Raw genomic sequence first — 15,420 nt, 5'->3', positions numbered from 1 at the left:
GTCAGCCCAATCGGGAGATTCCGTACGCCAACGCGCCTGCGAATCGATCTCATCTGGCGCCGCGGGACGACATCCGCTTCTCACAACATGAAGCGGCCGCCATGTCGCATGAACTTCAGTCGGCAAGTCCGAGCCTGCTGGAAAATGCCTGCTTGAACGCCCGCGTCCGGACGATCTCGCGCGCGAGATAGCTCGTGTATTTTTCTGCGCCCCGGCGGTCCAGGTGACCGCCGCCGTCCACGGTCGTCATGCCGTCGAAGGGCGGCGCGATCAAATCCACGTCGAGCGCTTTCGCCAGCTCTTCGGCCTGCTTCAAGCATGACTGGCTGTGCGGAACCAGGGTAAGCACAGCGCGACCGCCGATCTCCTTCAGCATCGTTTTCGCGTAGTCGACAATCACGGGCGTGGTATGGCAGTCCGGGTCGCGCGCTGAAACGAGCGGCTTGTTGCCGTCCGCGACATAGGCTGGATTTGCGTCCAGCCCGAGGTCTCCGTCGGAAATGTTCCGGTACAGCCCGGATGGGGTGAACTGCCCACTGCGATACGCAGCCACCATGTCCTCGATGCGCCAATGAAGATTGCGCCCCACGACCGTCAGATATCCACGAAGCCGCGTGCGCGTCACCGCAGCGATCGGCATTTTTTGCGGGCCCAGGGTGACATTCAGATCGTTGCTGAAGAAGTGGACGAACTGATCGTCGGCGTTGATCACCCAGAGCGGCGGGTGGATCTTCCAGCGCTCGATGAGCCGACGGGAGAACTCGCCCCCGCGCAGACCCAGGAAGGACATGTTGTAGATCTTCAGGCGAGACAGCTGCGGGTCTGCGAGAAGCGTCCGGCGATCGAGAGCATAACCGACGAACGATGGGCCGAGAAAGACGATGTCCGAGCTCCGGGCCGCGTCGACTGATGAGCCGACATTGCTGAAGAAGACGTCCTGATCCTGGATTTGCGGCACATTGCGCCCGCCGAAATCGCGGTACCATCCGGCATCGCCTTGGCGGGGTATCTGCAGCCAGCCGTCGCGAAACGTCCAGCCGTCATATGAAAACAGGGCAATGCCGACGACGAACAGGCCAAAGACGACAACTCCGCAAAGGCCGACAACGAGAAGGTAGCGTCGGACCGCGGGCGTTCCAGACTTGGCTTCGGACCCGGCTTCGGACTTGGCCCCCGCTCCGGCGACTGATGACATGGCTCGATCTCACTTCCACGGATTCCGGAACATGCTGAGGAGCGTTCGCTGCCCCTCGAGTGTAGCCACCAACTGACCAGCTCACGCCACCCCTGAACGCAGAGCCGTTTCCTGGAGCGCCAGCCGCAGCAGCGCGGCGCGCATTTGCGAGTTGCCGATCAGATTTGACGAAGCCGCTTGCGGACTTAAAGCATCATCAGCACCGTTCAGCCAGTCCGACGGCGTGTCGGAGAACCACAATCCCACAGACTTTCGACGCCCGCACCCAGGATAACCTTGGCATGGCGTACGATCGTTGATAAACCAAATTAACCCGCGGCAACACCAAGAAACTTTCCATGCTCTTCACGCAGTTCGAGTTTCTGTTCCTGTTCCTGCCGGTGACGTTCGCCGGATACTTCCTGCTGGCGCGGTTTGTCGTTTCTCCCGTCGCGCGCCTGAGCTGGCTGGCCGCCGCATCGCTGACGTTTTACGGCTATTGGGACATCCATTTCGTCCCGATCATTCTCGTTTCGATCGTCTTCAATTATACGATGGGCCTGCTGATCGCGGGACAACAGGGGAAGGCGCGCAGCGGTCTCTTCGCCGGTGCCATTACGCTCAATCTCGCGGCGCTGGCCTTCTATAAATACACGAATTTCGGCATTCAGATCCTCAACGCGCTGAGCGCATCGAAGTATCCTTCGCTCGCGATCGTGCTGCCACTGGGAATCTCCTTCTTCACCTTTACCCAGATCGCCTATCTCGCCGACGTCTATGGCGGCTATTCCGACGAGCGCAGCTTCGTCAAATATGGCCTGTTCGTCACCTATTTCCCGCATCTGATCGCAGGACCGATCCTCCATCATCGCGAGATGATGCCGCAGTTCGGCTCGGAGGAAAGCCGGAAGATCTCGCTCGAGAACATCGCCATCGGCCTGACGATCCTGACCATCGGCCTGTTCAAGAAGTCGTTCATTGCCGATGGTTTCGGCCTCGTCGCCAATCCCGTCTTCCAGGCCGCGAATTCCAGCCATCTCCATCTGATGGACGCCTGGGGCGGCGCGCTCGCCTATTCGCTGCAGATCTACTTCGACTTCTCCGGCTATTCGGACATGGCGATCGGGATTTCGATCATGTTCGGCATCAAGCTGCCATTCAACTTCGATTCGCCGTACAAATCACAGAACATTGTCGAGTTCTGGCGCCGCTGGCACATCTCGCTGTCACGCTTCCTGCGCGACTACCTCTACATTCCTCTCGGGGGCAACCGTCACGGCGAGCACAGGCGGAACATCAACCTGTTCACGACCATGCTGCTCGGCGGCCTCTGGCACGGCGCCGGTTTTACCTTCGTGATATGGGGCGCCCTGCACGGGCTCTTCCTCATCATCAATCACCGCTGGAGCAAGTTCGTTCAGCGACAGCCGACGCTCGCGCGTTTGTCCAGCTCCATCTGGTACGCCGCAGCCGCGCTGCTGCTGACGCAGTTCGTCGTCGTTTTGGCGTGGGTGTTCTTCCGCGCCGACAATCCCGCTGCGGCCGTGAGGCTGATCAAGGGGATGGTCGGTCTCTCGAACTCCGAAAAAATCACGATCAGCAATCTCATCGACGCACGGATCATGCTGGCAATCGTGCTGGGCTATGCGGCCTGCCTGGGATTGCCCAACGTGAACGCGATGTTCGATCGGTGGAAGGTCGGGCTCGAAACCTATCACAATCCGCGCCCCTGGAGCATTCTCAGTCTGAAGTGGCGTCCGTCATTGCCCTGGGCGATCGGCACATCGGTCGCGCTGGTCGCAGCCGTCCTCATGAACATCATCGCCGGCGACACGTCGCAGTTCCTTTACTTCCAGTTCTAGTCGCCCTCAGATGATCCGCGGGGCTGATCCGGCAGAACTTGACGATTGGCGATGCTGACGAACGGCGAAGGCGACGATCGCAGCGTGATTGGTTCGCCGCAGCGAGCCGATGCCCCTCCGCAGCCCGACCGGACGAGACGCTATGTCATCAGCGTCTTGGCGGCTTCCGCACTCGCGGGCTACCTGCCTCCCCTCGGTCTTTTTCGGGCTGGAGAACGGTTCGGTGCGTCGAGCAGCCTGCAGCAGCTTGCCAACTCGCAACGGGACAATCCCGAGCAGATCGTGCTTCCCTACGATTTGCGCTACAATGCGGCGTTCAAGCTGGCGCGGCTGGAGCAAGAGCGCCCCGACATCATATGGATCAGCACGTCTCGCGCCGGAGCATTCCGCGCCGAGATGTTCAAGCCGTACCGCTTCTACAATCTGTCTTTCACCGCCTGGACCACGGGCCAAACGGCCACGCTGTTCGACTTGGCCACGCGGCAACACCGACCGCGGATAGCGATCCTGTCGCTGGACCATTTCCTGTTCGCCGACAGATGGGAGGAATGGTTCGCGATCACGCGAAAGATGCACGAGAATTGGCCGCTCTCCTACCTGAGCGGCAGCCTGCTCGACTTCGCCCGGACGGCGGCCCGCCATCCGGCCACCTTCCGAAACTATTTGAATGCGCCGACGGTGTTCACCGGAACCCAATCGATCCTTCACGAAGAAGGTTTCCGCAGCGACGGTTCTTACCAGTATTCACCCGCGCACCTGGCTGATGCCCGGTCCCGATTCATGAACGCCGCCACCCTCGCCGACACATTGCCGCGTGCGGCAGGCATCTCCCCCTGGCTCAAGCGGCCAATCGCTGCCTTGGCCGAGATGGCGCGGACGCGTGGCATCACCTTGCTCGGGGTGCAACTTCCGTTCATCCGCGCCGGCATCGAACTGCTGGATCGCGAACAAGGCGGTCGCTACGGGTTCGGCGCCTGGCGCGAGTTTGCCACGCAGGACATGCGCGATTGGCTGAGGACGCTGGGCATTCCGCTCTTCGATCTGGGACGACTGGAATTCGAGGACGAGACCGCGAGCTTTGTCGACGCCTATCATCTTGCAGAACGTGGCGCCGCCAAGGTGATGCTGCATCTGCTCAAGGATGATGAGTTCCGCGGCATGTTCGCGAACATCGACGCAACTGAGATCGAGCGCAACCTCGACACCGCGGCCGGGCATCAAGCGCCGACAACAGCCATTGGGGATGACGAAAGACGCTAGCGCCGGGGTGGACGGGAGCCCCCTGGGAAAGTACGGATAACGGTGGATTTTTCCGAGACTTAAGCTAGAGTTTCGAGCAATTCGAGGCGGGGTTGGCATCGGCCGTGACGCGCTATGTTGTAGTTGTCCTGGCGCTGTTCGCGGCAGTATTTTCGCCGATGCTTGCGAGCCTCGAATGGCTCGGCTGGCGGCTGGGTGCGACAGTGCCTCTCTCGACCATCGCTGCCGAGCAAACCCACAATGACCATCTTCTCTGGCTCGGTTCCTTCAAGGACTACGCTCCGTTCAAGCTCGAACGGATCAAGCAGGTTCAACCCGAGGTGCTGCTTGTCGGCAGCTCGCGGTGCGGTCAGGCCCGCGACCAGATGTTCCGGCCCTATGTCGCCTACAATGCATGCCTGACGGCGTGGCCGCTCACCCACGTCGTCGACTTCATCGACCGCGCCACTCACGTCGCCAAACCTCGTGTCGTCATCGTCGCGCTGGATTACTTCCTGTTCGGCGATTCTCTCGCAGAAGTCTGGCAGAAGGAGCGCACGATGGACTTCAGCCAGGGGCTGGCGTCGCATCGTCGGAAATTGCACGATGTCATCGACTTCGTCATGCGAACCCATGGCAACCGCGATGCCATCCTCTCCGCGGTGACCACTCCCCAGCACGAGCCGATCGACGGCAACAGGCTGATCGGGACCGAGGCCATTCGCGGCCAATTCGGCTTCCGCAAGGACGGTTCGGTGATGGTCGCTCCGCCCTATCGGAATCTTGCCGCGGAAACCTTGGCGCGCGGCGCTCAATACGTCACGTCATCCTTTCCCGGAGCCCAGCATCTCAGCGAGCGGCAGCTCGGCGAGATCGAGCGGCTGTCCCGACTGGCGCGCGAGCGCAATTTCACGGTGATCGCTATTCAGTACCCTCTGCTGGAGAGCGCCGCGGCTTTCCTCGATACCGACGAAAACTACTGGCCCTATTCAGGATTGTGGCGGGAGCTGAAGAGCACGCAGACCGCAAGCAGATTCGCGCAATTGGGAATTTCGTTCTTCGACATGAGCCGTACCGAGATTTCGCAGACGACTGAGAACTTCTTCGATCCGGCTCATCCCTCGGAACGCGGCATGCTGAAGACCTATCTCGCATTGCTGAACCGCCCCGATTTCAGCAGGCACTTCCCGCGCATCGATCGCAACGAACTCGCGGCCGACCTCGACCGCAAGGAAGAGCAGTTCGATCTCTATCACTGACCAGAGCGCGAGGATCCTCCCCTCCATCGCTCTTGCTCTCCGTCGCCATCGGCCGCGACGTTCAAGGGCACAACGCGAGATCTCCGCGCGGCGCGTGTGGAGACGACCATCCCGGGCATGAACGCAGCATGTCTCAGCAGGATTGGCCGCTGTGAACCGACATCCGTCACCCTGAGATCTGCGCGATGATCGCAACTTCATCGTCCGAGAATTCAACAACAGGCCGTGCAGGGGTTTGTGCTGCTGCGCACACCTGTTAAAGAGGGGTGCACAACGCCTGGATGCCTCGCGCCTCTCGTCACCGATCATGAGAATGCTTCGACTTTTCGCAATAGAATCAACGTCGACGAGGCGTGCTGAAGTTGGACCTTCGCCGCTACGATCACCCGGATCCTGGCCGTTGCATCGGCGATTCGCATACGCAGCCGGCAGCGAGGCCCATTCAGGACAGATGAGCCGGAGTCGAAGCCCTTGGATCAGGTTATCGAAATGACGCAGATGGATCTGGTCTGTCAGACAATTCGCGCTTCCTGCGAGCCCGGTCAGACGATTGCCTTCGTGTCAGGCAACTTCAACGTCGTGCACCCCGGACATCTACGGCTTCTGAAGTTCGCGGCCGAGCAGGCCGATGTGCTCGTCGTCGGCGTCAATCCGGACTCGACGCCCGGCGTGACCCTGGCGCAGGACATGCGGCTGGACAACGTGCGCTCCATCTCGTTTGTGCACCATGCCGTGCGTTTGGAGACCTCCGCGTCCGACTTCATCGGGCAGCTGAAACCGACGATCGTCGTCAAGGGCAAGGAGTTCGAGGACCGGACCAACCCGGAACAGGAGGCTGTGGACGCCTATGGCGGCCGACTGATCTTCTCCTCCGGTGAACTGCGCTTCGCCTCGCTGTCGCTGCTGGAACGCGACGCCAACATCGACATCTCCACCGTCCGCAAGCCGCTCGAGTTTCCGAAACGCCATGGTTTCGAGATCTCGAGCCTGAAGGACCTGCTGCGCAAGCTCTCGGGCATGCGGGTGGCCGTGATCGGCGATCTGATCGTCGACGAATATGTCACCTGCGACGCCGTCGGCATGTCGCAGGAGGATCCGACCATCGTCGTGACGCCATTGATGACCCGAACCTTCGTGGGCGGGGCCGGCGCCGTGGCGGCTCACGCCCATGGGCTCGGCGCGGATGTGAGCTTCTTCACCCTGGTCGGGGACGATGATGCGGCGCGCTTCGCTCGCAGCACGCTTGAGCAGCACGGCGTGAATTTCAACGCATTCGCCGACCAGACCCGGCCGACGACGCGCAAGCAGCGCTTTCGCGCGCTGAACAAGACGCTGCTGCGCGTCAATCATCTGCGCCAGCACGCCGCGGATGCCGATCTGCAGCGGCAGATGCTGACCTCGGTCGAACGCGCCCTGAAGACCTGCGATCTGCTGCTGTTTTCCTGCTTCAATTACGGCTGCCTGCCGCAGGATCTGGTGGATGCGATCGCCGATCTCGCGCGCTCCAGAGGCGTCATGATGGCCGCCGACAGCCAGGTCTCGTCGCAGACCGGCGACGTCTCCCGGTTCAAGGGCATGACCTTGCTGACGCCGACCGAGCGCGAGGCGCGCGTCGCGCTGAACGACTTCATCTCCGGCCTCGCCGTCATCAGCGAGCGGCTGGTCGAGCGGGCACGCACCAAGAACCTGGTGATCACGCTGGGCGCTGAGGGCGCGCTGATCAACACCATGGCCGAAGGCGCCTTCACCTCCGACCGTCTGCCCGCGTTCAACCCGTCGCCGAAGGACGTCTCCGGCGCCGGCGACAGCTTCTTCATGGCCTGCTCGATGGGCCTGCGCGCGGGCGCCGATATCTGGCGAGCATCCTATCTCGGCTCGCTGGCCGCGGCGCTGCAGGTCTCCCGCGTCGGCAACCTGCCGCTCACGACAGCGGAACTGGTCAAGGAAATCGACGAAACCGGCTTCAGCCACGAGTAGGATGTCGTCATGCGTGCCCTTCTGCTCGCGGCCGGGATCGGAAGCCGGCTGCGTCCGCTGACCAACACGACGCCGAAATGCCTGGTGCGTGTGCACGACCGGCCCCTGCTGGACTACTGGCTCGACCTCGTGTTCGAAGGCGGCGTCGAGCGGGCGCTGCTCAACACGTATTGGCTGGCCGAGCAGGTCCGGGCCCATGTCGCGCAGTCGCGCTGGCGCGACCGGATCGATCTCGTTCACGAAGATGAACTGCTCGGCACCGGCGGCACCGTGCTGGCCAACCGCGCCTGGTTCGGCGACCAGCCGTTCATGGTCGCCCATGCGGACAATTTGACGGATTTCGACGTCAAGGGGGTGCTCGCCGCTCATCACGGGCGGCCGTCCGGCTGCATCATGACGATGCTCGCGTTCCGGACCGACGATCCAAGCTCGTGCGGGATTCTCGAACTGGATGATCAGCGCCGTGTGATCGCCTTCCACGAGAAGGTCAAGAATCCGCCCGGGAACCTCGCCAATGGCGCGGTCTACGTGTTCGAACCCGGCGTGATCGCCGACATCGCGGCGCTCGGAAAGCCGGTCGTCGACCTCTCCACCGAAATCATCCCCAACTATTTGGGACGCATTTTGTGCGTGGAAACCAGCGGTTATCATCGGGATATCGGCAACCCGGAAAGCTTGCGCCGGGCTCATTTGGAGTTTAATCACGAACCGCGCCGTGGCGGGGACGTTTGACGGGCGGCTATTGCCGCCGGGCCGGTCGCCTTCCCCAGCCAATTTGTATAAAGGTGCGCGCGACGCGCCAGCCGGCGAGACGACAGGCGAGCCACGGGGATTGCTCAGATGAAAGTATTCGTGACCGGAGCGTGCGGCTACAAGGGCAGCGTGCTCGTGCCGAAGCTGTTGAAGGCCGGCCACAAGGTCGTTGCGTTCGACATCATGTGGTTCGGCAACTTCCTCGAGCCGCATCCGGATCTCACCGTCGTTCAGGGGGACGTGCGCAATCCCGACGCGATCGACCTGACCGGCGTGGACGCCATCATCCATCTCTCCAGCGTCGCCAATGACCCCTGCGGCGATCTCGATCCGAAGCTGACCTGGGAGATCTCCTGCCTCGCCACGATGCAGCTCTCCGATCGCGCCTACCGCCACGGCATCAAGCGCTTCATCTACGCGTCCTCTGGCAGCGTCTACGGCGTGAAGGAAGAGGAGCAGGTCACCGAGGATCTCGAGCTGCTGCCGATCTCGGAGTACAACAAGACCAAGATGTGCGGCGAGCGCATCGTGCTGTCCTACAAGGACGACATGGTGGTGCAGATCGTGCGCCCCGCCACCGTCTGCGGCTACTCCCCGCGCCAGCGCCTCGACGTCTCCGTCAACATGCTGACGATGCAGGCACTGATGAACGGCCGCATCACGGTGTTCGGCGGCGACCAGACCCGGCCGAACATCCACATCGACGACATCACCGACCTCTATCTCTTCCTGCTCGATCATCCCGAGCACACCGGCGTCTACAATGCCGGCTTCGAGAACATCTCGATCCTCGACATCGCCAACATGGTCACCAAGCACGTGCCGGCCGAGGTCATCGTGACGCCCTCGAACGATCCGCGCAGCTATCGCGTCAACTCCGATCGCCTGCTCGCGACCGGCTTCCGTCCGAAGAAGACGGTGGAGGACGCGATCAAGGAGATCATCGGCATGTACTCGCAAGGCCAGCTCAAGAACGACGACCGCTGGTACAATCTGAAATGGATGGAGAAGGAGGTCGTGAAATGAACGTCCTGGCCTTCAAGACCCCCGGCAGCCTGTTCGCCGACTACACAAGCCGCTTCAGCACCGTGCTGAAGGATTTCGACTGGGCACCGGTCGAGAAGCTCGCCTATGACCTGCGTGACTGCTGGCAGACCGGCCGGCAGGTGTTCTTCTGCGGCAATGGCGGCAGCGGCGGCAACGCCAACCACCTCGCCAACGACTTCCTCTACGCGCTGTCGAAGACGCCGGGCTCCGGCCTCCGCGTGCATTCGCTGTCGTCGAATCCCTCGGTGATCACCTGCCTCGCCAATGACGAAGGCTACGACCAGGTGTTCTCGCTGCAGCTCGCGGTGCTCGCGCGCAAAGGCGATGTGCTGATCACCTTCTCCGGCTCCGGCAATTCGCCGAACATCCTGAAGGCGCTCGAAGAGGGCAAGAAGATCGGCATGACCTCCTATGCCGTGCTCGGCTTCACCGGCGGCAAGGCCAAGGCGCTGGCCGACGTGCCGATCCATTTCGCCGTCGACGACATGCAGATCGCCGAGGACGCGCAGATGGTGATCGGCCACATGATCATGCAGTGGCTGTATGCCCAGCGTGGCGACATCATCACGACGCGCGAGGTCTGACGGACAGAGACGATGGCTGCGAACGAAAAGTACCTGATCCTCGGCTCGAACTCCTTCTCGGGCGCAACCTTTGTCGACTTCCTGGCCGCGGCCGGTCACGACGTGATCGCCACCAGCCGCTCCGACGAGCCGCATGACGCGTTCCTGCCCTACAAGTGGCAGAAGCGTCCCGGCAAGGTCCGCTTCCAGCGCGTCGACCTCAACCACGATCTCGAGGCGCTGAAGGCGCTGCTCAAAGCCGAGCGGCCAACCCATGTCGTGAACTTTGCCGCGCAGAGCATGGTCGGCGAGAGCTGGCTGTACCCGGACCATTGGATGATGACCAACGTCGTCTCCGCCGTCCGCCTGCACGACATCCTGCGCAACTATGACGGCCTCGATCGCTACGTCCACGTCACGACGCCGGAAGTCTACGGCTCGACCGAGGGCTGGGTGCGCGAGGATGCGCCGTTCAACCCGTCGACGCCCTATGCGGTGTCGCGCGCGGCCGGCGACATGAGCCTGCGTACCTATTTCGCCAACTACCAATTCCCGGTCGTGTTCACCCGTGCGGCCAATGTCTATGGCCCGGGCCAGCAGCTCTACCGCATCGTGCCGCGGACCATCGTCGCGGCCATGACCGGGCAGAAGCTGCGCCTCGACGGCGGCGGCAAGTCGGTGCGCGTGTTCATCCACATGACCGACGTGTCGGACGCGACGGTGAAGATCGGCCGCAGCGGAAAGCTCGGCGAGACCTATCACATCTCCGGCTACGAGTTGGTGTCGATCCGCACTTTGGTCGAGATGATCCTCGCCCGGCTCGGCAAGAACTTTGAGGACTGCGTCGAGATCGGACCGGAGCGGCCCGGCAAGGACACCGCCTACACGCTCGACAGCTTCAAGCTGCGCACCGAGCTCGGCTGGCGCGACACCTTCTCGCTGGAACAGGGCATCGACGACGTCATCGCCTGGGCGCGACGCTTCGAGGATGTGATGGCCAAGCTGCCGACCAAGTACGAGCATAAACCCTGATTTATTCCTGCGCCTCCCCGTGGGGCGCGACTGGAGAGCACGATGAACGTGGCAGTCCGGAACACCGCGGCCAAGCCCGACGTGGCCGCCCTGAAGGCGCAGGCCGCCAAGCTGCGCGGCAAGATCATCGAGATGTCGCACAAGGCCCAGGCCGCGCATCTGGCGTCGTCGCTGTCCTGCGCCGATGCGATGACCGCCGCCTATTGGCACGTCCTGAACATCGATCCGAAGAATCCGACCGATCCGCTGCGCGACCGCTTCATCCTGTCCAAGGGCCACGCCGCCGCAGCGCTGTTCGCGACCCTCGCCATGAAAGGCTACTTCCCACTCGAGGAGCTCGACACTTACTGCCAGGACGGCGGCCGGCTCGCCGAGCATCCGCCGGCGAACCTCTTGCCTGGCGTCGAAGCCGCCACCGGCTCGCTCGGTCACGGCCTGCCACTCGGCTGCGGCATGGCGCTGGCGGGACGCATCAAGGGCGAGAACTACCGCGTATTCGCCCTGCTCTCCGACGGGGAGAACAACGAAGGCTCGGTGTGGGAGGCCGCGATGTTCGCCGCCGCCCAGAAGCTCGAGAATGTCTGCGTCGTCGTCGACTACAACAAGTGGCAGGCGACCGCGCGCTCCAACGAGACCCTGATGCTGGCGCCGCTGCGCGACAAATGGGCCGCCTTCGGCTGGGACGCGCATGAAATCGACGGCCATGACGTCGGCGCGCTGGCGGAGGCCATGCAGAACATCCCGAACGGCTCGGGCAAGCCGGTGGCGCTGATCGCCCACACCGTGAAGGGCAAGGGCGTGTCGTTCATGGAAGACGACAACAACTGGCATTACCGCGCCCCCACCGCTGAGGAAGTCGTCAAGTCGTTCAAGGAGCTCGGCCTGTCATGAGAAACGCGTTCGCGGACGAACTGACCAAGCTCGGCAATGACGACCCCCGCGTCGTGATGCTGTCGGGCGACATCGGCAACCGCCTGTTCGACAAGTTCAAGGACAAGCACCCCAGCCGCTTCTTCAACTGCGGCGTCGCCGAAGCCAACATGATGGGCGTCGCCGCCGGCATGGCCATGAACGGCCTGCGCCCGGTCGCCTATACGATCACGCCGTTCGTGACGACGCGCTGCCTGGAGCAGATCCGCACCGACGTCTGCTATCACGAGGCGCCGGTGACCATCGTCGCCGTCGGCGCCGGCCTCGCCTATTCCGGCCTCGGCCCGACCCATCACGCCTGCGAGGACATCTCGTTCCTGCGCTCGATCCCGAACATGGTCGTGATCTGCCCGGGCGACGCCTTCGAGGTCCGCGGCGCGCTGCGCGCGGCGATGCAGCAGGACCGCCCGGTCTACATCCGCATGGGCAAGAAGGGTGAGCCGGTCGTTCACAAGGGCCCGATCGCGGATTTCAAGATCGGCAAGGCGATCACGATCGAAGAAGGCAGCGATGTGTGCCTGCTCTCGACCGGCAACATGCTGCCGGAAGCCATTGAAGCCGCACATAAGTTGAAGGAAAAGGGCATCTCCGCCGAGGTCGTCAGCTTCCACACCGTGAAGCCGCTGGATGAGGACAAGCTCAAGCAGGCGTTCAGCCGCTTCAAGCTGGTCGCGACCATCGAGGAGCATTCGCTGATCGGCGGCTTCGGCGCGGCCGTCTCCGAGTGGCTCGTCGACAGCGAGACGCAGGCGAATAAATTCCTGCGCTTCGGCACGCCGGATGCCTTCTTCAAGAAATCCGGTGAACAGGAATATGCCCGCGAGGTGCTCGGCCTGACCGGCCACCAGATCGCGGACAAGATCATCCACGCCTTGAGCTGAGACATCACATGAAGACCCAAGCTGCCCTCCTGGTCCAGACCGGCCAGCCGCTCGTGCTCGCCGAGATCGAGACCCCTGCCCTGAAGCCGGGCCAGGTGCTGGTCGAGATCGCCTATTCCGGCGCCTGCGGCACGCAGGTGATGGAGTGGCGCGGCGACAAGGGCGAGGACAAATGGGTGCCGCATTGCCTCGGCCATGAGGGCACCGGCACGGTCATCGAGACCGGCAGCGCCGTCACCAAGGTCAAGGTCGGCGACAAGGTCGTGCTGTCCTGGATCAAGGGCACCGGCATCGAGGCCGGCGGCGCGGTCTATGACTGGGACGGCAAGAAGGTCAACGCCGGCGGCGTCACCACCTTCCAACGCCATTCGGTCGTCAGCGAGAACCGCCTGACCCTGCTGCCGCCGGACCTGCCGATGGATGTCGCGGTGCTGCTCGGCTGCGCCGCGCCGACCGGCATGGGCGCGGTGTACAACGTGCTGAAGGTGCAGCCCGGCGACGCCGTCGCCGTGTTCGGCACCGGCGGCATCGGCCTCAACGCGCTGATGGCCGCGGCGCTCGCCGGCGCGATGCCGGTGATCGGTATCGACCCGAACCCGACGCGCCGCGCGCTGGCACAGATCTACGGCGCGACGCATGTGATCGATGCGGCCTCCGACGTGCTGGCCGAGATCAAGAAGATCGTGCCGCAGGGCGTTGATCTCGCGGTCGAATCCTCCGGCATCCCCGGCGTGATGGATCAGGCCGTCAACGCCACACGGCAGCAGGGCGGCCGCGCGGTCGTCATCGGCAATGCCAAGCATGGCGCGGCGCTGACGTTGAACCCCGGCGTCTTCAACCAGGGCAAGAGCCTGCTCGGCACCTGGGGCGGCGACAGCGTGCCGGATCGCGATTACGGGCGCTACGGCCGGCTCTTGAGCTCCGGCCGCTTCCCGGTGCGGGATCTCCTGTCGAAGCCCTACAGCCTCGCCCAGGCCGACCAGGCGCTGCAGGATCTCGCCGCCGGCAAGGTCGGCCGTCCGCTGATCGACATGTCGCTGGCTTAAGTTCTGGCCATGCGGATCGGGATCGACTTCGACAACACGATCGCCTGCTATGACGGCGTGTTTCATGCGGCCGCGCTGGAGCGCGGCCTGATCCCGGCCGACCTCGGCCGCGACAAGAACAGCGTCCGCGACCATCTCAACGGCTCGGGGCGCAAGGACGATTTCACGGAGTTGCAGGGCTATGTCTACGGTGCCCGCATGGACCTGGTGTCGCCCTATCCTGGGTTCGCCGAGTTCGTCACGGCGGCCCGTGCTGCCGGCCACGACCTGTTCATCGTCAGCCATAAGACCAAGCACCCCATTCTCGGGCCGAAGCACGACATGCATGCCGCCGCGCGCGGCTTCCTGACCGATCGAGGGCTGATGGGCACAGCGCCCAGCCAGATCGCGCCGGACCGGGTGTTCTTCGAGCTGACCAAGGACGAGAAGGTCGCGCGCGCCCATGCGTTGGGCTGCGAGGTCTTCGTCGACGATCTGCCGGAGATCCTGGGGATGAGCGGCTTCCCTGAGGGCATGCGCAAGGTGCTGTTCGACCCGGAGAACCAGTTCGCCGCCAAGGCCGTGCCTTACGAGCGCCGGGCGTCGTGGCCCGAGATCGCGGCGGATATCCGTGACCGCGGCTGAGGCCAGCGCCGATGCCGCTCTGCTGGCGCTGGCACAGCGCCTCGCCGCGCAGGCCGGCAAGGCCAGCCCGACGGCGCTGACCCGGCTCGCCGGCGGCCGCAACAACCAGGTCTTCCGTCTCGATACTGAAGATGGCCCGTTCGTCCTCAAGCGCTACTTCACCGATGCCCGCGACACCCGCGACCGTCTCGGCGCCGAATGGAGCTTCATCAGCCATGCCTGGTCGAACGGCGTCCGCGTCGTGCCGGAGCCGCTGGCCTGCGACCGGGCCGAGCAGGCCGGCCTCTACAGCTTCGTCGACGGACGCAAGCTGACCGCGCTCGAACTGGCGCCGGCTCACGTCGATGCGGCGATCGACTTCGTGCTGGCGGTGAATGCCCCGCCCCGCCCCGCGCTGGCACCGGGATCGGAAGCCTGCTTCTCGCTCGCCGAGCATCTCGCCACTGTCGAGCGCCGGGTGGCGCGGCTGGCGACGCTCGATGCCGACGTGCCGCATGTCGCCGCGGCCCGGCAGTTCGTGGCGGAGCGGCTGCAGCCGGAATGGGCCGACGTGAAGGCCAACATTTTGCGCGGCGCTGCGGCTGAAGGGCTTGCCTTCGAGGCCGCCATCCCCGCCGATCAGGTCTGCCTGTCGCCGTCCGATTTCGGCTTCCACAATGCGCTGATCGACGATCAGGGCAAGCTGAGCTTCCTCGACTTCGAATATGCCGGCCGCGATGATCCGGCCAAGCTGGTCTCCGACTTCTTCTGCCAGCCGGAGGTGCCGGTGCCGCTCGCGGTGCACGAGCACTTCATCGACCGGCTGACCGAGGGCCTCGCGCTCGACGCCGCCAGCGTGGCGCGCTGCCGGCTGTTGATCGACGCCTACCAGGTCAAATGGACCTGCATCATCCTGAACGACTTCCTGCCGCTCGGCGCCACGAGGCGCGCCTTCGCCGACACCGGCGCCTGGGCGCAGCGCTGCGCCGCGCAGCTCGCCAAGGCCGAAGCGCAGCTCGGCCTGATCGGCGCCACTTCCGACTAACCGATAATC

The 15,420-nt window shown here is 63.7% G+C and carries 15 protein-coding genes; 13 read left to right on the top strand and 2 right to left on the bottom strand.

Annotated elements, in window-relative coordinates:
• Positions 1–115 precede the first annotated feature (115 nt).
• Both ACQR0Z_RS09965 and ACQR0Z_RS09960 read right to left on the bottom strand, forming a co-directional pair.
• Complete coding sequence (locus ACQR0Z_RS09965; RefSeq protein ID WP_434859504.1) at positions 116–1,195, bottom strand: hypothetical protein; 1,080 nt, start codon at positions 1,193–1,195, stop codon at positions 116–118.
• A gap of 81 nt (positions 1,196–1,276) precedes the next feature.
• Positions 1,277–1,435, bottom strand: a complete 159-nt coding sequence (locus ACQR0Z_RS09960) for a hypothetical protein (RefSeq protein ID WP_434879074.1) — start codon at positions 1,433–1,435, stop codon at positions 1,277–1,279.
• Positions 1,436–1,533: 98 nt separating this feature from the next.
• Here ACQR0Z_RS09960 and ACQR0Z_RS09955 point away from each other — a divergent pair, with 98 nt between their 5' ends.
• The 13 genes from ACQR0Z_RS09955 (at position 1,534) to ACQR0Z_RS09895 (ending at position 15,411) form a co-directional block, all read left to right on the top strand.
• Positions 1,534–3,036: an MBOAT family O-acyltransferase gene (locus tag ACQR0Z_RS09955; protein ID WP_434859503.1), complete on the top strand. Its 1,503-nt coding sequence runs from the start codon at positions 1,534–1,536 to the stop codon at positions 3,034–3,036.
• Positions 3,037–3,087: 51 nt separating this feature from the next.
• Entirely contained in the window at positions 3,088–4,296 is a 1,209-nt protein-coding gene (locus ACQR0Z_RS09950; protein ID WP_434918726.1) for a hydrolase, read from the top strand.
• 104 nt (positions 4,297–4,400) lie between these two features.
• The gene (locus ACQR0Z_RS09945; RefSeq protein WP_434918475.1) at positions 4,401–5,534 is read left to right on the top strand and encodes a hypothetical protein; all 1,134 of its coding nucleotides are present in this window, start codon (positions 4,401–4,403) and stop codon (positions 5,532–5,534) included.
• Positions 5,535–6,005: 471 nt separating this feature from the next.
• Positions 6,006–7,511: a PfkB family carbohydrate kinase gene (locus ACQR0Z_RS09940; RefSeq protein WP_434859501.1), complete on the top strand. Its 1,506-nt coding sequence runs from the start codon at positions 6,006–6,008 to the stop codon at positions 7,509–7,511.
• Positions 7,512–7,520: 9 nt separating this feature from the next.
• Entirely contained in the window at positions 7,521–8,243 is a 723-nt protein-coding gene (locus tag ACQR0Z_RS09935; RefSeq protein WP_434918474.1) for a nucleotidyltransferase family protein, read from the top strand.
• A 108-nt stretch (positions 8,244–8,351) separates the two neighbouring features.
• Positions 8,352–9,290, top strand: coding sequence for an NAD-dependent epimerase/dehydratase family protein (locus ACQR0Z_RS09930; RefSeq protein ID WP_434918473.1), 939 nt, complete (start codon positions 8,352–8,354; stop codon positions 9,288–9,290).
• Positions 9,287–9,895 (top strand): SIS domain-containing protein, encoded by a 609-nt coding sequence (locus ACQR0Z_RS09925; RefSeq protein WP_035640025.1) that lies wholly within the window; start codon positions 9,287–9,289, stop codon positions 9,893–9,895. The genes ACQR0Z_RS09930 and ACQR0Z_RS09925 overlap by 4 nt, the downstream gene beginning before the upstream one ends.
• A 12-nt stretch (positions 9,896–9,907) precedes the next feature.
• Positions 9,908–10,906: an NAD-dependent epimerase/dehydratase family protein gene (locus tag ACQR0Z_RS09920; RefSeq protein WP_434859499.1), complete on the top strand. Its 999-nt coding sequence runs from the start codon at positions 9,908–9,910 to the stop codon at positions 10,904–10,906.
• A gap of 42 nt (positions 10,907–10,948) precedes the next feature.
• Positions 10,949–11,797: a transketolase gene (locus ACQR0Z_RS09915; RefSeq protein ID WP_434859498.1), complete on the top strand. Its 849-nt coding sequence runs from the start codon at positions 10,949–10,951 to the stop codon at positions 11,795–11,797.
• Positions 11,794–12,717, top strand: coding sequence for a transketolase family protein (locus ACQR0Z_RS09910; protein ID WP_434918472.1), 924 nt, complete (start codon positions 11,794–11,796; stop codon positions 12,715–12,717). Before ACQR0Z_RS09915 ends, ACQR0Z_RS09910 begins: the two co-directional genes overlap by 4 nt.
• Positions 12,718–12,725: 8 nt before the next feature.
• Entirely contained in the window at positions 12,726–13,763 is a 1,038-nt protein-coding gene (locus ACQR0Z_RS09905; RefSeq protein ID WP_006608951.1) for a zinc-binding dehydrogenase, read from the top strand.
• Between the two features lie 9 nt (positions 13,764–13,772).
• Positions 13,773–14,387 carry a hypothetical protein gene (locus ACQR0Z_RS09900; protein ID WP_434918471.1) on the top strand — a complete coding sequence of 205 codons (615 nt, stop codon included), beginning with the start codon at positions 13,773–13,775 and terminating at the stop codon, positions 14,385–14,387.
• On the top strand, positions 14,374–15,411 hold the full coding sequence (locus ACQR0Z_RS09895; protein ID WP_434918470.1) for a phosphotransferase: 1,038 nt from the start codon (positions 14,374–14,376) through the stop codon (positions 15,409–15,411). The genes ACQR0Z_RS09900 and ACQR0Z_RS09895 overlap by 14 nt, the downstream gene beginning before the upstream one ends.
• Positions 15,412–15,420: the final 9 nt, after the last annotated feature.

Source organism: Bradyrhizobium sp. HKCCYLS3077 (assembly GCF_051167555.1).
GTDB lineage: Bacteria > Pseudomonadota > Alphaproteobacteria > Rhizobiales > Xanthobacteraceae > Bradyrhizobium.
Note: the sequence above shows the minus strand (reverse complement) of the source record. Positions and strands in the feature narration are given on the sequence as shown.